Genomic DNA, 20648 nt, shown 5'->3' with positions numbered 1-20648 from the left:
CCTTGTTGACATGGTAGAGGAAGTCTTTAAAGCCCCGCCTGCTCCCGGGAACGGTCTTTTTAAGTCTCTCGGAAAGCTGGACGCTGTAGTCCTCGTGGCGCATGAGGTAATCGTAGAAATTGAGGACCGTGGAAATGACGGTGTTCACAGTGGCCGGCCCGCGGGGAGACGTTACAGGTGTCACCGGGATTACTTTCAGGTTCCCGTAGGGGTTTTGGAGCCAGCGCATGAAGGCGGCCATGTCGTCTATGCTGATTTTACGGTAATCCAGGCCCTCCTGCGCAAGGAACTCGAAAAAGAGTTTCAGGTGCTGGCAGTAGGCGCGGAGGCTGCTCCGGGCGGCCCCGCTGTTGTCCTTGAACTTGATGAACCGCATGACGGGGAGGACGGGTTCACCGTCCGAATCAACCAGCAGGTACCGGGTTTTCCCGTTGGGAGTTGTAACTGTTTCTACCCTCACTGGAACGCACCACCATTGGAAGCAATGCTTTCTATACTATACTACAGATACTATCTTATTGTAATATATTTAACTAATTTTTTAAGAATAAAAACAGGGATAAACCCTTTCTTAGAATACTATAAGGTCTATCCCTTACCTTAGTGCATTTAAGTCACCACCGGGGACTTTTTGTTTGCAGCTCATCGCTTCGAGCAAGAAAAATTAGGATAACAATTTTTTGCGGTGTCATTATACAAGGGAATAACATACTTTACTTGTAAGATTTTCATCTAGTACCACTTAAAGGAGGATTGTTGGAATGACCACTCCCGAAAATATGCCAGAGCTGGAAGTAAAAGTAGCCGCTGCAGACGCTCCCCCGGTCGCCCATACTTCCGGCTTTTATCCCCCGCTCCGGTTGGCCCAGGCCTATGTACCCCCCCAGCGTTACGGCAGAACATACAGCCCGGCCGAGGCCCTTGAAAAAGGGACCCTTTTCCCGGAACTTTACAGCCCCTACCCCTATTAAATTGGTACTTCTCCGGAAAGGAGGAAAATAAGTGGACTCGAGGCGGTTACAACTGTTGCACGATATTATGGCCCTTGAATTCGTGGCCATAGAGCTGAACCTTTACCTGGACACCCATCCCACGGAGCAGGAGCCTTTAAATGATTACAACCTGGTTACCGAACGCTTGAACCAGCTGAAAGCCCAGTACGAGCGCATGTACGGTCCGCTGGTATCTTATGGCTTTTCGCCCAGCGAATATCCCTGGCGCTGGATTGAAGATCCCTGGCCCTGGGAAATTCAATTTTAAGAAAGGACTGGAGAGGATGTGGATTTACGAAAAAAAGCTGGAATATCCGGTCAGGGTCTATAAGACCGACCTGCGCATGGCCAAATATCTGATGGCCCAGTACGGCGGCCCCGACAGCGAGTTGTCGGCTGCCGTAAGGTATTTGACCCAGCGCTACACCATGCCTACGAATAAAGCTCGAGGCCTGCTCACGGACATTGGCACCGAAGAGCTGGCTCACTGGGAAATTGTGGGTGCCATGATCTACCGCCTGATGAAGGGCGCCACCCCGGAGCAGTTGCGCCGGGAAGATCTGGGTGGTTATTTTGCCGAACACGACCGGGCGGTCTACCCGGTGGATGCCAGCGGGGTCCCCTGGACGGCCGCTTACGTCCAGGCCACGGGAGACCCGGTCACCGACCTGCATGAAAACATGGCGGCGGAGCAGAAGGCCCGGACTACCTATGAGCATTTGATCCGCTTGACCGACGACCCCGGTGTAAAGGATACCCTGCGCTTCTTGCGGGAAAGGGAGGTGGTGCACTTCCAGCGTTTCGGCGAAGCGCTGGTTGATGTTCAGGAGGAGTTGACCAGGAAAAAGGTGTTTTAACCCGGGCAATCCTGGTCTGGAAGGATGCCACAGGCAACAGGCTTTAAGTTCAGCCGGGGGCTTCTCTTTATTTGCCCCCGGCCCCCGGTTCAGCCTGCTGGCCGCCATTGAAATGGCCGGCTTGAGATTTCTGGTAATCTTTGATAGCCTCATGCAGGGTGTTTGCCGCCAGAAAAGCGCAATGCACGCTTTCCTCGGGCAGTCCTCCTAGAGCATCAAGCACGTCACGAGGTGTAATTTGCAAAGCCTCAGGGAGAGCCTTGCCCCTGGCCAGTTCGGTAACCATACTACCGGCGGCAATGGTGGTACCGCAGCCGTCAGTCCAGAAGGTAATTTGACTTATTATGCCATCTTTTACCTTAAGCCAAATTTGAATCGTGTCGCCGCACAAGCCGGTAACACTGGCATACCCGTCTGCTTCTTCAATGCTCCCGATGTTCCTGGGATTGTTGGCATGATCGATAACTACGTCGCTGAATTGTGACCATACTTTTTTCTGGAGTTCCGCAGCTAATTTATCCAGATCGAAACTCATTCGATATTCCCCCTCAAAAATCATTGAACCTATAAAGATTTTGGGAGGGCACAAGCCCTCCTCTCGTTACTTTAATTGCCTTTGCTCCATAAAAAGTCTGCGCACTTCTAACGGCAGGTTGGCCCGTGGTGGCAGTGATTACCGTGACCGTGGCTGTGGTCACATATGACCCCCCGGTTGACCAACTCTCCCCGGGCAAAGGCCCGGGCCACCTCTTCCACGTTACCGCTGGCACCGGTGATCACCTGCAGGCCGTATTGCTGCAGCGCTTGTATGGCACGGGGTCCTACGCCGCCCAGAATTAATACATCAACCCCTTTGTTTTTAAACAGTTCGGCCAGACCTTCATGGTTATGTTGCAGGGTGGCGGTGGACACTGTTTCCCGGCTTTTAATTTCCTGGCCGGACATCTCGAAAATAACAAATTCTTCGCTCCTGCCAAAATGCTGGTTCACCTGACCGCGGTCGTTAGGGAGGGCAATTTTCATGCTCCTTCACGCTCCTTTATTATTTTTCCCCCTAGTGTTTTTTCCAGAACTTTCACTAAGGATTCCATGCCTTGCATTGATGTGCCGTTGTAGTTCTCAATGAGCCCGGCATCACCCAGCTCCGCTAATTCCGGGTCTACAGGAAGGACAGCCAGTAACGGCAGGTTGTTTTTCTGTGCCGCCTCTCCCACGTGGCTTGAACCAAAAAGATGAATTTTCTCGCCACAGTAGGGACAGGGCAGGTAACTCATATTCTCCACCAGACCCAGAATGGGTACGTTGATCATCCGGGCCATTTTTATTGCCTTTTTTACCACCATCATGGACAGGTCCTGGGGTGAAGAAACAACCAGCAATCCGTTAAGCGGCAGTGATTGCATGACCGTGAGCGGTACATCCCCGGTACCCGGAGGCATGTCCACAATCAGGTAATCCAGTTCACCCCAGGCCACGTCGGTCCAGAATTGTTTGACGGCGCTTGACAGGATGGGACCACGCCAGATCACCGGATCGTCCTCCTGGGGCAATAAAAGGTTCAGAGACATCATTCGAATGCCCGTTATTGTTCTCGCAGGTAGAATAAAGTTATTGAATTGTTCCGGCCGGTCGATTACCCCGAAAAGCTTGGGAATACTGGGGCCGGTAATATCCGCATCAAGAATGCCTACCTGATGACCCCTCCGGGCAAGGGCAACGGCCAAAAGAGCACTGACCGAGGATTTGCCCACGCCGCCCTTGCCGCTCATAACCGCAACCACTCGTTTTATATCGCTGGCCTCATTGAGGGGTAAAACAGGGGGTTCTGAACATTTTTCCGGGTTGCATTGTTCGGTGTTCCTATCTTTACAGGTACTGCACTTTGCCTGGTCTTGGGTCACAGTTACTTCACCTCAATTCCAATAGTGTTTTAAGTTTACCCCACAAAGCCAGTATTCCCTTTTTCATGGAACCGGAACATTCCTGAATAACCGGCCGGCCGCTTTTAACCGCCTCCATTACACTTTCGTCGTAGGGCAGGTACCCCACGACCGGAACGGAATGCCGGCTACAGAGCGACTCCAGCGCATGACTATTTTCAGGCTCCAGGTCCCATTTGTTGATGCACACTGCCGCCCGGCATCCGAAATGTTTTGCCAGTTCCAGAACCCGCTCCAGGTCGTGGCTTCCGGAAAAAGTCGGTTCAGCTACCACCAAAACCAGATCCGCTCCCGATAAGCAAGATATTGCCGGACAGCCTATACCGGGTGGACCATCGGTAATGATCAGTTCTTTTTTTTCTTCTTCTGCCAGGCGGCGGGCTTCTTTGCGTACCGCCGCCACCAGCTTCCCCGAATTATCTTCGGCTATGCCCAGCCGGGCGTGTACCAGGTAACCATAACGGGTATCGGACAGGAATAAATGCCCGGCTAAATGCTCTATCATTTCCACTGCCCCGCAGGGACAGGCGTGATAACAAATGGCACATCCCTCACAGAGAACCGGATCCACAACAAAACCGGGGCGAATGGCATCATACCGGCACAAATGCAGGCAGAGATTACAACCCATGCACTTTTCCCGGTTGATGGAGGCTTTTTTCAAGCCGTAAAAGGGGGAAGATGATTTCAACACAGGGTCCAGAAGTAAATACAGGTTCGCCGCGTCCACATCACAGTCCGCCATCACCTTATTAGAAGCCAGTACCGCCAGGTTCCCACAGACGGTGGTTTTACCCGTACCTCCTTTCCCGCTGAGCACCACTAATTCGCGCACCGGGCGTAACCTCCTCTTTCTAAAAAAGCCAGCAAAGCTAAAAAGTGTTCTTTCCATTCAGGGCGCACCTCAATAGCGGGAATGCCCCGGGCATACCCCCTGGCCACTTCCCGGTCCTGGGGCAACTGGAAAAGCAGAGGAATATTATTGTTGTGGCAGAACCGGCGTATGGAGCTGTCATCACCATCTGAACGGTTTACAGCCACTCCACAGGGCACCCCCAGTCCGGTGGCCATCTCATATGCCAGTTCCAGGTCATGAAGCCCGAAAGGCGTGGGTTCGGTAACCAGGAGGCAGAAGTCGGCACCTTTAACTGCCCGGACTACCGGGCAGGAGGTTCCCGGCGGTGCATCGATGATGTTCAATATACCTGGCCGGATTCGCTCCTTAACTGCCTGGATGAGAGGAGGACTGATGGCCTCACCCACATTTAACCGGCCGTGAACAAAACCAATTTTACCGCTTGAACCTTCTTCAACCTGTCCTATTTCCCGCCACCCGGGAGAAATGGCTCCGGCCGGGCAGAAATGCCAGCACCCCCCGCAGCCGTGGCACATGGTGGGTAAAAGCATAACCTCCTGGGGGAGGACAACCAGGGCATGGAAGGCACAAACTTCTGCACACGTGCCACAAAAAGTACATTTTTCCCGGTTGATTTCAGGTACCGGAACTCGCACCGTTTCTTTTTTGTGCCAGTGTGGTTTTAGCATGATGTGACCGTTGGGTTCTTCTACATCACAATCCAGAAACAATACTTCCCTTTTTTCCGCCGCCACCAGGGCCAGGCTGCTGGCCACAGTAGTTTTGCCCGTACCCCCCTTGCCGCTGGCTACTGCAATAATCATAGTTTTTAACCCCTTCCCATACCGCCGTGGCTTGGGGAATTTGCCCGGCTCAGGAGGGACAACCGCCCCTGGCGGTAGGCTTCAACGCTCTGTCTCACCGTACCGCTTATTCCCCCATACACCTGGATCCCTGCTCTACCGAGCACTTCTATGGCATGGGGTCCAATCCTGTCCACCAGTACAACATTGACGCCCCGGTTGACCAGCAATTGTGCCGTTTGAACGCCAGCTCCCCCACTGGACTGTGTTCCTGTGTTCTGCAGACCTTCCCAGTCTCCACTGTTCAGGTCTACCACGACAAAATACGGGCAACGACCGAAGCGCTGGTCTACCCGGGCATCAATGTGGTTATCCTGGGCGCAAACAGCCACCTTCATGGGATTCCCCCCCCTTTTTTAATGAGCTATAGCCCAAAACTATTTTATTCCTATTTTAGACTTATGTCAATAAAAAATAAAAAATCCCGGCCCCTACTATTGGTAGAGCCAGGGTTTTTGGTTACTCTAGGCAGCTCCATCTATGTTAAAGGTCTCTTTAACCGGCCTGTACCCGGAGAGTTGAATTAAGATCACACCGGTTAAAATCAAGCCGCAGCCCAGGATCTGCCAGGGAGTCAAGGTCTCGCCGAGCAAGAGGTAGGCCAGTATGCCAGCGATCACCGGCTCCAGAGTACTGGTCAGATTTGTTTTGACCGGGCTCAAATAATTTAGCCCCTTAAAGTAAAAGCCAAAGGGCAGGATGGAGGCAAACACGGCAATGTAAACAAAAAAAAGCCATTCCTGCCAGGAGTATTGCGCCAGAGTAACCCATGGTAAGCGGTAAAAGCAAAAAACCACGCTTCCCATGGCAAAACCGTATAACAGCAGTGTCCAGGGAGAATAGGTAGCCAGCCCTTTCTTGCCGTACAGGGTATAAAAGGCGAAGGCGGCAGCAGAAGAAAGACCTGACGCAAGACCCGTAATACTTACGGCCAGCCCGGCGCCGGGACTGCCCTTGACCATAAGAAAACCGCCCAGGACGGAAAAAAACAGGGCCAAACCGCTTGGCAGAGCCAATCTTTCCTGCCTGCGCAGGAGCCCGTAACCTAAAACCAGTACCGGGGCCAGATACTGCAAAAAAATGGCCGTGGCCACGTTGGTCAGGCTAATGGCCAGTAGATATGTAGATTGCACGGCGGTAACGCCAAAGGTGCCGAAAATAACCATGTAGCAAATGTGTTTTCGTTCAATAAGGATAAGGGAACGGCGGACAAAAGCCAGATAGAGCAAAAGAAACACAAAGGAAAGAAATAGCCGCATTTGTACCACATCCAGGGGGTTGATTTGCCGGTTAAACAAATATTTGGCCACATTACCGGAAAGCCCCCATAAAAAAGCGGCTAAAACCACGAAAAAAAAGCCCTTCCACTGCTCTTTCAAAAGAGGTCAACTCCTTCATCTTGCAGAACGAACCACACTTAAAAATGTCTCCAGGGAGGTCTATTAACTCAAACATTGATGCACGACTCCTTGTAGGCCAACCACCCCGTGGATCAGCTTTCTTACCCCGGGGGCGCTGGAACTGAAGGTAAAGGCCGAGGCGATTAGCTGCCGCGCTAAGGCCAGATTATCCCGATTGTTTACATGCAAAGTGGCCAGGACATCCCCCGCCTTCACCCGGTGCCCCACCTTCTTGTGCAAAACCACTCCCACCGCCGGGTCGATGGTGTCCTCCTTGGCCTTCCGGCCGGCTCCCAGGAGCATGGCCGCCCGGCCAATTCTTTCGGCATGGATGGCTGCCACATACCCATCTTCCTGCGCCTTCACCTGCTCTTTGTATGAGGCCTCCGGCAACAGATCCGGTTCATTCGCCACCCGCGGATCACCGCCCTGGGCCTTAACCATCTCCCGGAACTTGTCCAATGCCCGCCCCCCTTCAAGCAAGCCGGCCAGCCGGTTCATCCCCTCCTCCACATCCGTTGCCGCACCGGCCAGGACGAGCATGTGGCCACCCAGTACGAGACACAGCTCCCGCAAATCGGATGGACCCTGCCCGGACAGGGTTGCAATAGCCTCCCGCACCTCCAGGGCGTTGCCCACGGCAAAGCCCAGAGGCTGGTCCATATCACTTATCACGGCCACAGTCTTTTTGCCCGCCTGGCGGCCGATGGCTACCAAGGTCCGGGCAAGGGTACGGGCCTCATCAACGGAACGCATAAAAGCTCCGCTACCCGCCTTTACATCCAGAACGATGGCATCGGCTCCGGCGGCGATTTTTTTGCTCATCACGCTGGAAGCAATCAGGGGAATGCTGTCCACCGTGGCCGTCACGTCCCGCAGGGCGTAGAGCTTTTTATCCGCCGGCACCAGGTTACCCGTTTGGGCCACCACCGCCACGCCAACTTCCCTGACCTGGCGTATAAAATCATCCGGAGCAAGATTTACCTTAAAACCGGGGATGGACTCGAGCTTATCCACAGTTCCGCCGGTGTGGCCCAATCCCCGGCCAGACATCTTGGCCACGGGTACCCCGGCGGCAGCTATCAGGGGAGCCAGCACCAGAGTGGTTTTGTCCCCCACCCCGCCGGTGCTGTGCTTGTCCACCTTGCATCCGGGAATCCCGGAGAGATCGACACGGTCCCCTGAACTAGCCATGGCCAGGGTTAGGTCCGCCGTTTCCCGGGAATCAAGTCCTTGAAAGAAAATGGCCATTAATAACGCCGCCGCCTGGTAATCGGGTATTTCCCCAACCGTATATCCACGGACAAAAAAGTTGATTTCTTCCGTGGTGAGCTCGAATCCCTGGCGTTTTTTCAGGATAATATCGTACATGCGCACAATTCTTCACCTCAAAATTTCCGTGGTAAATGTTCAGCGTAAATGTTCAGTGACCCCGCCATGGTGCCGGTGGTAGCGGTTTTACCGGACAATTACTTCCCGGGCAAAACTGGTTCCCCGCGGATAGGAAAGTCCGAAAAGCTCGGCCACGGTAGCGGCCACGTCACTGAAAGTGCTGCGGGTCCCCAAATTTACCCCCGGTTTTACCTTCTGACCGTAAACCAGAAGAGGCACGTACTCCCGGCTGTGATCGGTGCTGCTGGTGGTGGGGTCACACCCGTGATCGGCGGTGATAATCAGCACATCATCGGGTCTGGTGGCATGCAGTATTTCCGGCAGGCGCCGGTCAAAGGCCTCCAGGGCAGCGGCATACCCCAGGGGGTTGTTGCGGTGGCCGTAGAGCATATCAAAATCTACCAGGTTGGTAAAAATCAACCCCCGCTCCAGGCGTCGCATGCAGGTAAGTGTCTGGTCCACTCCGTCCATATTACCTTCAGTATGTACGGCTTCGGTAATACCTTTCCCGGCAAAAATATCTTCAATTTTACCCACGGCCAGGACGGGAAATCCGTTTTCGGAAAGCAAATCTAAAATGGTGGGACCGGGCGGAGGAAGGGAGAAATCCCGCCGCCTGTCCGTACGTTTAAAAGCACCGGGCCGCCCCACAAAGGGCCGGGCTATAACCCGCCCTACGGCGTGGTCACCGGTTAGCAATTCCCTGGCAATACGGCACATCCGGTATAATTCCTCCACGGGGACAATCTCTTCGTGGGCGGCAATTTGAAACACGCTGTCGGCTGAGGTATAAACAATGGGATACCCGGTCCTCATGTGTTCCGGCCCCAATTCCTCAATGATGGCTGTACCGGAAGCCGCCTTGTTGCCCAGAACGGGCCGCCCGATGCGCTCCTCAAAGGGCTTGATTATTTCCGGGGGAAAGCCATGGGGGTAGACCGGGAAGGGCCGTTCCAGCAACAAACCGGCAATTTCCCAGTGGCCGGTGGTGGTATCCTTACCGGCGGAAGCTTCAGCCATCCGTCCGTAAGCGGCCAGGGGCCGGTCTACCGGGGGAACCCCTTCAATGGGAAGGATATTTCCCAGGCCCAGCCGGCCCAGGTGGGGTATATTGAGTCCTCCCACAGCCCGGGCAGTATTGGCCAGGGTGTTGCTGCCCGCATCGCCGTATTGGGCGGCGTCGGGAAGTTCCCCGATACCTACGCTGTCAAGAACAATAAGGGTAAGACGGTTGATGGTTGCGGCCAAGTAAGCTCAACTCCTTTTTATCCATCCAGTTACGCCCGGGGATGGGTGCGGTCGTAAATTTCCCGCAGCCTGGTACGGGTTACATGGGTGTAAATTTGCGTGGTGGCAATATCGGCGTGACCGAGCAATTCCTGAACAGAACGCAGATCGGCACCGTTTTCCAGCAAATGAGTGGCAAAGGAATGGCGCAGGGTATGAGGGGTGATGACCTTGGTAATGCACCCCTGGCGGGCATATTTTTTTATAATCTTCCAGAATCCCTGCCGGGTGAGGCGGCGGCCCTGCTGATTGACAAACAGAGCAGGGGTATTGATGCCCCTGGTTAGTTTTACCCTGGCCCGGGTGAGGTATTCGGAAACATAAAAAGCGGCCACGGAACCCAGGGGAATAATTCGTTCTTTGGATCCTTTTCCGAAACAACGCACAAAACCGTGCTCCAAATTAACATCGGCCAGATCCAGGGAAACCAGCTCACTCACCCGCAGGCCGGTGGCGTAAAGCAGTTCCAGCATGGCCTTATCCCGCAAGCCGGTGGCCGAGGATGTGCGGGGTTGAGCCAGGAGCCTGTCTACTTCTTCGGGGGTCAATACCCTCGGCAACCGCTGAGCCAGGCGGGGTGATTCTAAATTAGCGGTGGGATCGGTCGAAATTACTCCTTCTTGAACCAGGAAGCGGTAGAAAGATTTTAAAGCCGCCAGGTGCCGGGAAACGGTGGCTGGAGCCCGCCCGTCTTTTTTCAACTTTAGCAAATAAGCCATCACGGCACCGCGTCCCTCCCCCAGGGGATCCAACCGCCGGGACCGGCAAAAAAGCCGGTACTGGTTTAAATCGAGCTGGTAGGAAGTCGTGGTGTTCCGGGCCAGGCCCTTCTCCACCGCCAGGTAATGGATGAAGGTGCCAATTAAATCCTGCAAGGCACATCGCTCCCGTGCACATTATTACTCTTTCTATTTCCACGAAAGACTCATTAATCCTTCTGATTACCATTCTTTTCCTCATCGCGTTTAATTACATAAAAAGGGACTTTGGCCTGAAACCAAAAGTCCCTTAGCCCGACAACATACCAAATGACACTATAGCCTAATCACACGGCAGCGGTACCGAACAAGGGTCGTGTAACAAGGTGCTGCCATTGCTCTGCAGCAAGCCGGTATTCCACTGCCGCACCGGCTTTGTAATCGGTCGCAGAAGGGTATGGTGTGTGCATTAATGCCAGCAAAAAGAGCATAATCAAAACCGCCAAAGCCAGAAGGCCTAAAGAAGTCTTGTGATTCATCCCGATCCCTTCCCCGCTCCTTTTATATCTATAGACGTTACGAGAAGGGGAAAGGTTCCGGAACTCGTTAAACGGGTTAAATTTTTACCAGCTCATACTCCCGGGTACCCAGACCAATTTCTTCCCCGTAGCTCAGCTGGCGTTCCCACACGGCCTGGGGCCACAGGGCACGAAATACGTCCTGCACTTCCCGACCCTCCAGGCGGGAGCCGGGTAAAATCCCCTCCCCGTTGACCAGGTCGGCACAGGCCTGATCCAGGGCCACCGGGTCCAGGGAAGCCAGGATGCCGATGTCCCGCACCACGGGAGCGTCCGTCCAGCCGACACAGTCGCATTCCGGAGAAACATTGGTCACAAAGTTGATGAATCCGGCTTTGCCTTTTTTATTGTGGAGCACACCGGCGGCGTATTCCACAATCTTTTCCTGGATCGCTTCCGGCTCCGTTTTCCAGTTAATGCCTATTGCTTCCACCGGGCAGGTGACGGTACACTCACCGCAGCCAATACATTTTTCCTGATCGATCGCCGCTTTTTTTGTTTCCCTGGACACGGCAATGGCTCCCGCCGGGCACCAGCGGGCACAGCGGGCGCAGCCCTCGCATTTTTCCGGGTTGACCCGGGGCAGTACGTCGGAGTGCATCATTTGCTTGCCGCTGCGGGAACCAGATCCCATACCGATGTTCTTGAGGGCACCGCCAAAACCCGTAAGTTCATGGCCTTTAAAATGGCTCACCACCAGCAGGGCATCGGCATGAATAAGGGCGCTGCCAATCTTTACCTCCTTGAAGTGCTTAAGGTTGACCGGAACATTAATGTAGTCCTTACCCGTAAGTCCATCGGCAATAATCAGGGGAGCGCCAACCACGGCATAGGCAAAACCGTTTTCAATGGCTGTTTGCAGGTGATCCACCGCATTTGAGCGGCTGCCCACGTACAGGGTGTTGGCATCGGTAAGGAAGGGTTTCCCACCCAATTCTTTAACCTTGTCCACCAGGCGGCGAATAAACTGGGGCCGCACATAGCCCGTATTGCCCCGCTCCCCAAAGTGAACTTTAAAAGCCACCAGTTCTCTGGGAGCAAAGAGCTCTCTCATTCCCGCGCGTTCGAAAAGCTTTTCCACCTTGTCCAAAAGATTTTCTTTATGTTTTGCCCGCATGTCGGCAAAAAAAACTTTAGACGGCAAAATCTCATCCCTCCATAAGAGTTTAGCTACAGGTAATGCCCCGGAATAACCCCGAAGCGTTGCGGATTTTTATATTTTTTCTCCAAAAGAAAAACCATTTCCTTTTTTACGTTAGAAAGCAGACAAAAACAGTGAATAAAAAGAAAGCCCGGTTGCTAATCCGGCTTACCATGGCGCCCCCGGTAGTATTCCTGTAAAAACTCAAACAGGCGATCCATAAAAGTACCCTGACCCGCATCAAAAGGACCAATGGCGGGGTTGTAAACGGAACTGTCAGGAGAAGAGGACCGAGGCTGTTTCAAGGCACTACCCGGCCTGATCAGGCCGTAAATGTGTCCGCAAAGAACAGCAAGGATGGCCAGCACCACCAGCATGCGCAGGCAAAACATCAACCGGCGTTTTAGTTTCGTTAAAAAAATTACCATCATGATCCCGCCCGGTCGTGGTAATCCACCGGGGTTTTTCTCCCTCCCTTGCCTTGTTATTGGGGGCTAAAAACCATATTTCCATGCAAATGTTTAATAAACCCGCTTAAGGCACGGCATTGTCCTGCTCACTATAAATATTCAGTGAACCCGGTTGGATGCGGCCCCGCACTCACCCAAATATGACTCTGCTCCCGGTGTTTCAGGTTTAATTGACACATCAGGTTTTGGGAAGAGTTAGTATCCCGGTGAGTGCTGGGTCCCCGCTCACTCCAGTGCTCCGCGCCTGATTTTTTATTATCTCACTCCAGGATACCAGTTACCATTCTGGTCAGCCAGGGCGTCAATAAGGCCTCTACCAGCCCTGCCCCGACCGCCACGGTCAGTGCAGCCAGCATCACGCCCGTGTAGCGGGCAAAGGACCCCCCTATTTTGCTCCAGGTACTGGAGGGACGGGGAAGAAGCATGAGGGCAAAGGAAAGGGACGCCACCGCACCCACAAACAGTGCGGGCAAATAAAGCAAATGTTGCGGGATAATACAGGCCAAAGCCAAAAGCAATCCGCTCCAGGCCAGGTCGTAATTAAGAAAAGCTACGGTGAAGCCCAGAACAAAACCTTTCAGGAAAACCAAAGCAAGGATTACGGGGATACCAATAAATGTTAGCCCTAAAAGGTAAAGGACGATCATGATGAGCATTTTGCCGTACATGGCCTCCCAGGCCACCCGGCCTGCTTCCAGATCCAGATTCCGGACCTCCTTAATGAATGTATTTATATAATCGTGAAGCTCCTGGATTTGTACCGGGGAAAGGAAGGTAAGGTTCAGAGCACCACAAATCAAACCCAGGGTGAAAAAAATTAATACCAGTAAACAAAGGGGCCAGCTGCTTCGCAGGGAATGACGGAAAACATCGAGCAAAGCTCTCCCCCCTTCCAACCTGTCCATGCTCATATATATGGCTCAGGAAGGGGGTATATGAATGGATGGGGGAAATTAAAAAAGCTCGAGGATGAGGCGATATATGTAGTGGGCAGCAAGCAGGTCTTCCATAGAATTGCCGCTGGCGGCGACCACGGCAATGCCCCGGTGTAAATTTTTCGCAGTCGCCACCGCCCGGGTGGCAGCAGCTACAGCCGGATCCCTGCCTTTTTTATGGCGTGTACGGGCCACCGTTCCGGCCAGGACAGCCGGGGCACCGGCCGTCAGGGCGGCATCAAAGGCCACCCCCCCGGAGCCCGTGGCCGCCACCACCACCCTTCTTTTAAAGTCTGCCAGTTCGGCAACGGAGGCGCCCAAATTGGGAACTACGGCTTCAAGCCTTGCCCCGGCAGCCGCAATGCCCCCCAGGACCTTTTGAATGCCGGCCCGACGATGTTCCCCTGACCCGGTGCGGGGCTCGGCAATCACCACCACACCGGTATCCAGTACCCGGGCTCTTTCCCCGGCCATCCGGCCCACACCTGCCGGATCAACGGGAACGGGAGGATCGGCTGCATCGGGGCTGGCTCCAAAAACCGCCGCCGCTCCTTCATCCAGGGCCGCTTCCAAGCTGGTAGACATGTCAATCACATCCACCACCAAAATTACCAGGCCCTGCCGCGCGGCCCAAGCGGCTCCACTGGCATTGGCGGTAAGGATTACCACAGGTAACAAAATCTCACCCCATCGCGTAATACCATTAAATACCAGGGCACTTCCTCAGGGCTTCCCTTCACTGACGGCATTCGTTTTTAAAAACAGACCGGCCGCATATGCCCCGGCTGCTCCCGCGGCCAGGAAGAATTCGGGGTCCTCATCTATGCCCCGCCCCATGGTGGTAACGGCAAGACCGCACTCCTGCAGCGCCTCCCGGGTGGGGTTGTTCTCCACTACTATCACCCGGTGCCTGTCCAGGATACCACTCTCCTGGAGCTGCCGCCAAACCAAAGCATGCTTTTCCTGCGCCAGGACCGGAATGGGAACGGTACAGGGGACTAGGGCCACCCGCCCCAAGGCAGTCCTGGTATGATGGCTCAACCCCCGGTGGCGTTCCCGGGCATCGGCAAAGCTGATGCGCGGCACTGCCACCGGTTGCCCCTTCAGGATATGCACCGCATTCACCAACTCCCCCTGCTCTAAGCCGGTAAAGCCAAAGGTGGAGGCGGTACCGACAATACCCGGCCCCATGGCCGCAATGATGATGTCCGCCCCGGCTACACTCCGGGCGGCCAGCAAACCGCTGTAAACGGTAACGGCTTCGTAGTCGCCGCCAAAGGCATGGCCGCAGGTTACGGTGGCTGACAGGAGCCCTTTTTCTTTGAGTTGATACACCAGGCGGCTTAAAGGAAGGGGCAGGGCCGCCCCGTCGGTCATCAGGTAGACTACCCGGGCCTTCCCGCGGGTCAGCCTGCGGATTACCGCTGCCGCCGGAGCAATCATGCTGTGCAGGGAGGCTATGATCACCGGGATGCCGTCCAGGGAGTCCGCCGCCCGGAAGCAGTGATTTTGGGGATGCTCCTCTTCTTCCACGGCCAGCACTTTAACCTGGGAGGGGGTATAGCGGGCCTTCATAATGTGTCCCTGACGAGGGGCGTCAAGGGCCGGGTTAGCCAGGTTGGCCATAATAAAATGGGTACCTCCGGTACCCAGTTTTTTGTATACGGCGGTGGTGTTAAGCACCACCGCATCCCCCGGTTTAACCGGACCCGTAAGTTGATCGTAGTTTACGGCCCGCTCTTCTTTCCCCTCCACCCTGACCAGGACCTCGGTCAGCCCTGGATATCTGGACAGTACGTCCACAACTTCTCCAGTACGGATGCGAATCATTCCACGGCCTCCAGCTATCTGTTTACTATTCAATCGCCATCCGGATAATTTCCAGGAGATAGCGGGCGTTGGTTGCCAGATCCTCCACCCGAATAAATTCTTCGGTGGTATGAACCTTTTGCATGGCAATCCCCAGGTTGACGCAGGTAATGCCACGGGAGTTAAAAATGTTGGCATCACTGCCCCCGCCGGTTTTAACCAGCTGAGGAACCAGGCCCAGTTTTTCGGCCCCCCTCTTTGCCAGTACCACGGCAGGATGGGATTCGGACAGTTTGAATTCGTGGTAAAGGGTTTCGGTGGTTATCTCCACCCCGGCACCAAATCGGGCGGCCGTTGTTTCAAGGATCTCTACCATGGCCGCCGTTTGAGCACGGCATTTACTCCCGTCAAGGCTCCTGGTTTCCCCCTCGAGACGGCAGGAATCGGGCACAATGTTAGTGGCCTGGCCACCGGAGATAACCCCGATGTTGGTCGTGGTTTCTTCATCAATACGCCCCAGGGTCATGCGGGCTACGGCCTGGGCGGCTACGGCAATAGCATTAATCCCCTCCTCGGGATTTATCCCCGCATGGGCAGCCCGGCCCCGCACAACCGCCTCGATCTTATCCTGGCTGGGGGCCTGAACCACTATGGTTCCCGCGGGGCCGTTAGAATCCAGCACATAACCCATTGATGAACGCAACCGGGTGTGATCCAGATGTTTCGCCCCCAAAAGGCCAACTTCCTCCCCGATGGTGAAGACCACTTCCAGCCCCCCGTGGTCAAGCTGTTGTTCCGTAATGACCCGGAGCACTTCCAGAATGGCAGCTATGCCGGCCTTGTCGTCGCCCCCTAAAATGGTATCGCCGGCAGAACGGACTATGCCGTTCTCCACCACCGGCCGCACGCCACGTCCCGGCTCCACCGTATCCATGTGGGCCACCAGCAAAAGGGGACGCTCCGGACCCCGGGCCGGCAAGGTGGCAATCAGGTTGCCGGCCTCTCCCCCGGTTTCGGCACCGGCCCGGTCCTCCCATACATCCAGTCCCAGGCCCCTTAAACGGGCCGTCAACAGGTCTGCCAGTGCCCTTTCCCGTCCGCTGACGCTGTCTATCTGTACCAGTTCAAGAAATTCGGCCAGGATTCTATCCTGATTGATCATACATAATACCCCCAGCAGCTAATCTCGCCGGCCGCCATCACCCTGCTTGAGCAGTAGCCGGACGCCGAACCAGGGCGGCACCGGTTTCCAGGGCTTGGCGGTTGAGGGGAATCAGCTTGTGGCGATGGGCGGGCAAAACCTCCCGCAGGGATTTTTCCACCGCGTCCAGGGAAACTGCCCTTGTCAATTCCAGCAATGCCCCCAGAATGACGTTACCGGCTACCCTGGCGTTACCCAGCTCTTCGGCCAGCTCATTGGCCGGTATATAATATACCCGGACATCCTTACGGGTAGCCTTGATATCAACAAGGGAGCTGTTGATCAGGATCAATCCCCCGGGGACCACGTTTCCCTCAAACTTTTCCAGGGAGGGGCGGTTCATTACAATCAGGGAGGTAGGTTCGGTAACTACCGGGGAACTGATGGGGGAATCGGAAATGGTCACGCCGCAATTGGCCGTGCCGCCTCGCATTTCAGGACCATAGGAGGGAATCCAGGACACGTGCTTCCCTTCCAGCATGCCGGCGTAGGCCAGGAGTTGTCCGGTAGAAAGGACCCCCTGTCCGCCGAAGCCGGCGATCAAAATCGCCTCATACATTTTAACCAACCTCCGCAGGTTTTTTGTACTCCCCCAGGGGATAGTAGGGAATCATATTTTCGGCCAACCATTTTAAGGCTTCCGCCGGGGGCAGGCCCCAGTTGGTGGGACAAGCCGAAAGTACCTCGACAATGGAAAAGCCGAGATTGGCCAGCTGCACTTCGAAAGCCCGCTTAATGGCCTTTTTGGCCTTGACCACATGGGCCGGGTCGTGCACGGAAACCCGGGCCACGTAGGCCGTACCGTCCAGGACACTCAGCATTTCCGCCACTTTTACCGGGTAACCGTTAACTTCCTTATCCCGCCCGTAGGGAGTGGTGGTGGTCTTTTGGCCCAACAGGGTGGTGGGAGCCATCTGGCCACCGGTCATGGCATAAATGGCATTATTAATAAAAATTACCGTAAATTTCTCCCCCCGGGCCGCGGCATGGACAATTTCCCCCGTTCCGATAGCCGCCAGGTCACCATCTCCTTGATAGGTAAAGACCACCCGGTCGGGCAACACCCGCTTGATTCCGGTGGCCACAGCCGGGGCACGGCCGTGGGAAGCCTGGAACATATCGCAATCAAAGTAATTATAAGCAAAGACCGAACAACCTACCGGCGCCACGCCAATGGTCCGGTCAAAGATCTCCAGTTCATCGATTACCTCGGCCACCAGGCGGTGAACAATGCCGTGGGTACAACCGGGACAGTAATGAGTGGGAATATCCTTCAATGACCGGGGTCTGGTGAACACTTTTTTCATCACTGGCCTTCCCCCCCGTACAATTTTTTCACTTCCCGCACCACATCTGCCGCCACGGGAAGCATACCGCCGCAACGGCCGTAAAAATGCACGGGGCGGCGGCCATTCACGGTCAGGCGGACATCCTCCACCATCTGCCCCAGGTTCATTTCCACAACCAGGAATCGTTCCGCCTCCTCAATTACCGGCTCAAAAGCCTTTTGGGGGAAGGGCCAGAGGGTGATGGGTCGGATCAGGCCTACCGCCAGGCCTTCTTCCCGGCAGCGGTCCACCACTGCCTTGCAGATGCGGGCGGCAGTACCAAAGGCGACCAGCACCAGCTTTGCCCCGCCCAGCCGGTACTCCTCCCAGCGCTGTTCCCGCTCGGTAATCAGCGCGTATTTCCGGGCCAGTTTTAAATTATGCTGCTCCAGCTCTTCGGGAACAATGTACAGGGAGTTGATCAACTTTTTTTCGCCCCCCATGCGTCCCGTGGCCGCCCAGGGCCGGGGGGGGATCTGGATTTCCTCTTCTTCGCCCAGCTCCACCGGCTCCATCATTTGTCCCAGGATGCCATCACCCGCCACCATCACCGGGTTGCGGTAGCGGTCGGCCAGGTCAAAGGCCACCCGCATCAAATCGATGATCTCCTGCACCGAGGCGGGAGCCAGAACAATCACCCGGTAATCCCCGTGACCGCCCCCTTTGGTGGCCTGAAAGTAGTCGGACTGGGCCGGCGCAATATTGCCCAGACCAGGGCCGCCCCGGATCATGTTGACAATGACACAGGGCAACTCGGCCCCGGCCAGGTAGGAAATGCCTTCCTGCATCAAGCTGATTCCAGGACCGGAGGAGGAAGTCATTACCCGGGCACCCGCCCCGGCGGCACCGTAAACCATATTAATGGCGCCCGTTTCACTTTCCGACTGCAGGTAAACCCCCCCCACTTCCGGGAGCCGTTTGGCCAGGTAGTGGGGCAGTTCGCTCTGAGGCGTTATGGGGTAACCGAAAAAGTAACGGCAGCCGGCCCTGACCGCACCCTCCCCGATGGCTTCGTTTCCTTTCATTAGTATTTTAGCCAACCCGGGCCACCTCCCTTTCCACTTCGATAACCAGATCAGGACACATGCGGGCACAGGTGGCACAGCCGGTACATTTGCTCTGATCTTCAACGGTAGCCGGATGAAAACCCATGCTGTTGATATGTTTGGCTAAAGTAATGATTCCCTTCGGGCAAAAGGTAACACAAAGTTCGCAACCCTTACAGCGTTCCTCTCTAAATGTCACTCGTGCGGCAGCCAAAAATCTCCCTCCCAAACTTCAGCCTTAAAAATCCTGCCACGGGGTTTGCATAAAGAGGTTCAAGGGCAGCACAGGCAACCCGGGGGGAAGGTGGGCACGCAGCTCTTCTGCTAAATCCCCGCGCGCCGCCGCCATGACCACCGGCAGGTTGAGGACGCGGGCCGCATCCTGCACCACCCGGTGTCCGGCCACGATGGTTTGCCAGCCGGTTGCCGCCCCCAGATTGGTATTGCTCACCAGGCCCGTTACCTTCAGGCGACAGGCTTTCTCAATACTTTCCAGCATGTTGATAATGCCCTCTTTATCCCGCGTAAACGGGCGGCAGGCATTCACCACGAACCAGAGGTGGTAATCCTTCGCGGGCAGCAGGGGCTTGAACCGCCCCAGGACCGTCGCCCCCACTTCATCACCACCTACATCAAATACCCCATACCGGCCCGGATCCTCAAGCACCCCGCGGATGGCCGGGGGCAGGGCCGGTAAATCCGCCCTCATCCACTCACCCCGGGGACAAATCACCGTCAACCCCAGTTGTTCCAGTTTTTCCCTGACCAGGCGGGTGCGAAAATAGGGGTTAACCACATCCAGGTCGATTAAGGACGTGGGCAAACCCCGCTCCTTCAGGGAAAGGGCAAAATTAATGGCCAGTTCGGTCTTTCCACTACCCAGATGGCCGGTAAAAATGGTTATTCTCCTGATACCTGTGCCCACCCGGGATCACCCCACGGTCAAAACAATTCGACAAAGATACCCAATTTCCTATCCCCGCAGCGAAAAACGTTTATCGCCGATCGCTGCCCCAGCGGTCCAGGCGGTCCAGCAGCGGGCTGCGGGCAATAAGGTTTGTGAGGGAATACTTTTCGGCCACCACGTGCAGGACAATGAGCAGTCCCAGGTAAGCCAGTTTAATCCCGTCCGGCAGTACCCACACCGCTGTTAGCCCCAGGGCGGCACCCAGAGCGTTTGCTCCCGTGTCGCCCATCATGGCCCTGGCCTTCAAATCCACGGCCAGGTAGGCCACAACACTGCCCGTTAAAACGGCCAGGAAAACTAAGGGCCACTGCCCCCAACCGGCCGCAAATAAAAGAAAAGAGCACAGAAGAAAACCTTTGCCGGCCCGGCCGGGGCGCAAATCCAAAAGGTTGATGGCATTTACGGAAAGGGCCAGGGTGAGGGCGTTAACCGGCACCCAGACCATGGGACCGGCTGCTGCTGCCAGGAAAAGGCTCAATCCCCCACCAGCCAGGGCCTTCAGGGCGCCGGTGGTTAGCCTTCCCTGCAAAAGGCACTGCAGGTGCCCCTTCAAGCCGCTGGCATTACGGGAACCCCAGACGTCATCCACCAACCCCAGGCAGGTGAAGGCTGCCTGGGCCAGAGAAAAGGCCAGGGCGAAGAACTGGAGCTGACCCGGCAAAAATGGGTAAAGAAGGACTATGCACGCTACGGCAGCTAGGGAAAACACCAGGCCTACCCCCAGGGGAATAACCTCACCCCGGAAATTGGGGCGCACAAAGCCGGCTTCAACAATCATTCCCATCAGTCCGGGCAGGAACAGGCGGGTGAGCAGTGCCCCCAAAAGACCGGCAAAAACCAGGGTTGCCGGGAATGAAAAGGCGGTGATAAAAAAGGGCATGATGAACA

At 55.3% G+C, this 20648-nt stretch carries 27 protein-coding genes; 3 read left to right on the top strand and 24 right to left on the bottom strand.

The window, feature by feature from the left end; all coding sequences use genetic code 11:
* Positions 1-460: site-specific integrase (locus tag BUA65_RS11065; protein WP_242656312.1), on the bottom strand; the 460-nt coding region annotated here is incomplete at its 3' end.
* A 301-nt stretch (positions 461-761) separates the two neighbouring features.
* On the opposite strand from BUA65_RS11065, the gene BUA65_RS18850 reads away from it, so the two are divergent.
* The 3 genes from BUA65_RS18850 to BUA65_RS11050 are packed head-to-tail and all read left to right on the top strand — an operon-like array spanning position 762 to position 1849.
* Complete coding sequence (locus BUA65_RS18850) at positions 762-971, top strand: spore coat associated protein CotJA (protein ID WP_242656311.1); 210 nt, start codon at positions 762-764, stop codon at positions 969-971.
* Positions 972-1002: 31 nt separating this feature from the next.
* Complete coding sequence (locus tag BUA65_RS11055) at positions 1003-1260, top strand: spore coat protein CotJB (RefSeq protein ID WP_013822968.1); 258 nt, start codon at positions 1003-1005, stop codon at positions 1258-1260.
* A gap of 16 nt (positions 1261-1276) precedes the next feature.
* The gene (locus BUA65_RS11050) at positions 1277-1849 is read left to right on the top strand and encodes a manganese catalase family protein (RefSeq protein WP_072869687.1); all 573 of its coding nucleotides are present in this window, start codon (positions 1277-1279) and stop codon (positions 1847-1849) included.
* 67 nt (positions 1850-1916) lie between these two features.
* On the opposite strand, the gene BUA65_RS11045 is transcribed toward BUA65_RS11050, so the two are convergent.
* From BUA65_RS11045 to BUA65_RS10935, 23 genes are all read right to left on the bottom strand, one after another.
* Positions 1917-2384, bottom strand: a complete 468-nt coding sequence (locus tag BUA65_RS11045) for an iron-sulfur cluster assembly scaffold protein (RefSeq protein WP_072869686.1) — start codon at positions 2382-2384, stop codon at positions 1917-1919.
* A 107-nt stretch (positions 2385-2491) separates the two neighbouring features.
* Entirely contained in the window at positions 2492-2872 is a 381-nt protein-coding gene (locus BUA65_RS11040) for a NifB/NifX family molybdenum-iron cluster-binding protein (protein ID WP_072869685.1), read from the bottom strand.
* Positions 2869-3750, bottom strand: coding sequence for an Mrp/NBP35 family ATP-binding protein (locus BUA65_RS11035; protein ID WP_072869683.1), 882 nt, complete (start codon positions 3748-3750; stop codon positions 2869-2871). Before BUA65_RS11035 ends, BUA65_RS11040 begins: the two co-directional genes overlap by 4 nt.
* 7 nt (positions 3751-3757) lie before the next feature.
* Positions 3758-4624, bottom strand: a complete 867-nt coding sequence (locus BUA65_RS11030; RefSeq protein WP_072869682.1) for an ATP-binding protein — start codon at positions 4622-4624, stop codon at positions 3758-3760.
* A complete protein-coding gene (locus tag BUA65_RS11025) occupies positions 4612-5469 on the bottom strand; it encodes an ATP-binding protein (protein WP_072869679.1) in 858 nt (285 codons plus the stop codon). The genes BUA65_RS11030 and BUA65_RS11025 overlap by 13 nt, the downstream gene beginning before the upstream one ends.
* Positions 5470-5474: 5 nt before the next feature.
* Entirely contained in the window at positions 5475-5846 is a 372-nt protein-coding gene (locus BUA65_RS11020; protein ID WP_072869678.1) for a NifB/NifX family molybdenum-iron cluster-binding protein, read from the bottom strand.
* 126 nt (positions 5847-5972) lie between these two features.
* Positions 5973-6887: a DMT family transporter gene (locus BUA65_RS11015; RefSeq protein ID WP_072869676.1), complete on the bottom strand. Its 915-nt coding sequence runs from the start codon at positions 6885-6887 to the stop codon at positions 5973-5975.
* Positions 6888-6950: 63 nt separating this feature from the next.
* A complete protein-coding gene (locus BUA65_RS11010; protein WP_072869674.1) occupies positions 6951-8285 on the bottom strand; it encodes a pyrimidine-nucleoside phosphorylase in 1335 nt (444 codons plus the stop codon).
* 81 nt (positions 8286-8366) lie between these two features.
* On the bottom strand, positions 8367-9548 hold the full coding sequence (locus tag BUA65_RS11005; protein ID WP_072869673.1) for a phosphopentomutase: 1182 nt from the start codon (positions 9546-9548) through the stop codon (positions 8367-8369).
* Between the two features lie 29 nt (positions 9549-9577).
* The gene (xerD, locus tag BUA65_RS11000; protein ID WP_072869671.1) at positions 9578-10462 is read right to left on the bottom strand and encodes a site-specific tyrosine recombinase XerD; all 885 of its coding nucleotides are present in this window, start codon (positions 10460-10462) and stop codon (positions 9578-9580) included.
* A 170-nt stretch (positions 10463-10632) separates the two neighbouring features.
* Positions 10633-10824: a hypothetical protein gene (locus tag BUA65_RS10995; RefSeq protein WP_072869670.1), complete on the bottom strand. Its 192-nt coding sequence runs from the start codon at positions 10822-10824 to the stop codon at positions 10633-10635.
* A gap of 76 nt (positions 10825-10900) precedes the next feature.
* Complete coding sequence (locus BUA65_RS10990; RefSeq protein ID WP_072869668.1) at positions 10901-12007, bottom strand: DUF362 domain-containing protein; 1107 nt, start codon at positions 12005-12007, stop codon at positions 10901-10903.
* A 155-nt stretch (positions 12008-12162) separates the two neighbouring features.
* A complete protein-coding gene (locus BUA65_RS10985; RefSeq protein ID WP_131821490.1) occupies positions 12163-12435 on the bottom strand; it encodes a hypothetical protein in 273 nt (90 codons plus the stop codon).
* A 299-nt stretch (positions 12436-12734) separates the two neighbouring features.
* Positions 12735-13352: a stage II sporulation protein M gene (gene spoIIM / locus BUA65_RS10980; RefSeq protein WP_072869665.1), complete on the bottom strand. Its 618-nt coding sequence runs from the start codon at positions 13350-13352 to the stop codon at positions 12735-12737.
* A gap of 75 nt (positions 13353-13427) precedes the next feature.
* Positions 13428-14087 (bottom strand): hypothetical protein, encoded by a 660-nt coding sequence (locus BUA65_RS10975; protein ID WP_072869663.1) that lies wholly within the window; start codon positions 14085-14087, stop codon positions 13428-13430.
* Between the two features lie 45 nt (positions 14088-14132).
* A complete protein-coding gene (locus BUA65_RS10970) occupies positions 14133-15239 on the bottom strand; it encodes a DUF3866 family protein (RefSeq protein ID WP_072869662.1) in 1107 nt (368 codons plus the stop codon).
* Positions 15240-15264: 25 nt separating this feature from the next.
* The gene (locus tag BUA65_RS10965; protein WP_072869660.1) at positions 15265-16380 is read right to left on the bottom strand and encodes a M20/M25/M40 family metallo-hydrolase; all 1116 of its coding nucleotides are present in this window, start codon (positions 16378-16380) and stop codon (positions 15265-15267) included.
* A 37-nt stretch (positions 16381-16417) separates the two neighbouring features.
* Positions 16418-16978: a 2-oxoacid:ferredoxin oxidoreductase subunit gamma family protein gene (locus tag BUA65_RS10960; protein ID WP_072869659.1), complete on the bottom strand. Its 561-nt coding sequence runs from the start codon at positions 16976-16978 to the stop codon at positions 16418-16420.
* 1 nt (position 16979) lies between these two features.
* A complete protein-coding gene (locus tag BUA65_RS10955; RefSeq protein WP_207543888.1) occupies positions 16980-17726 on the bottom strand; it encodes a thiamine pyrophosphate-dependent enzyme in 747 nt (248 codons plus the stop codon).
* On the bottom strand, positions 17726-18787 hold the full coding sequence (locus tag BUA65_RS10950; RefSeq protein ID WP_072869656.1) for a 3-methyl-2-oxobutanoate dehydrogenase subunit VorB: 1062 nt from the start codon (positions 18785-18787) through the stop codon (positions 17726-17728). Before BUA65_RS10950 ends, BUA65_RS10955 begins: the two co-directional genes overlap by 1 nt.
* On the bottom strand, positions 18780-19007 hold the full coding sequence (locus BUA65_RS10945) for a 4Fe-4S binding protein (protein ID WP_072869654.1): 228 nt from the start codon (positions 19005-19007) through the stop codon (positions 18780-18782). The genes BUA65_RS10950 and BUA65_RS10945 overlap by 8 nt, the downstream gene beginning before the upstream one ends.
* Before the next feature lie 24 nt (positions 19008-19031).
* The gene (locus tag BUA65_RS10940; RefSeq protein ID WP_072869652.1) at positions 19032-19718 is read right to left on the bottom strand and encodes a nucleotide-binding protein; all 687 of its coding nucleotides are present in this window, start codon (positions 19716-19718) and stop codon (positions 19032-19034) included.
* Between the two features lie 70 nt (positions 19719-19788).
* Positions 19789-20640 (bottom strand): MraY family glycosyltransferase, encoded by an 852-nt coding sequence (locus BUA65_RS10935; RefSeq protein WP_072869651.1) that lies wholly within the window; start codon positions 20638-20640, stop codon positions 19789-19791.
* Positions 20641-20648 lie beyond the last annotated feature (8 nt).

Source organism: Desulfofundulus thermosubterraneus DSM 16057 (assembly GCF_900142025.1).
GTDB classification, from domain to species: Bacteria; Bacillota; Desulfotomaculia; order Desulfotomaculales; family Desulfovirgulaceae; genus Desulfofundulus; species Desulfofundulus thermosubterraneus.
Note: the sequence above shows the minus strand (reverse complement) of the source record. Positions and strands in the feature narration are given on the sequence as shown.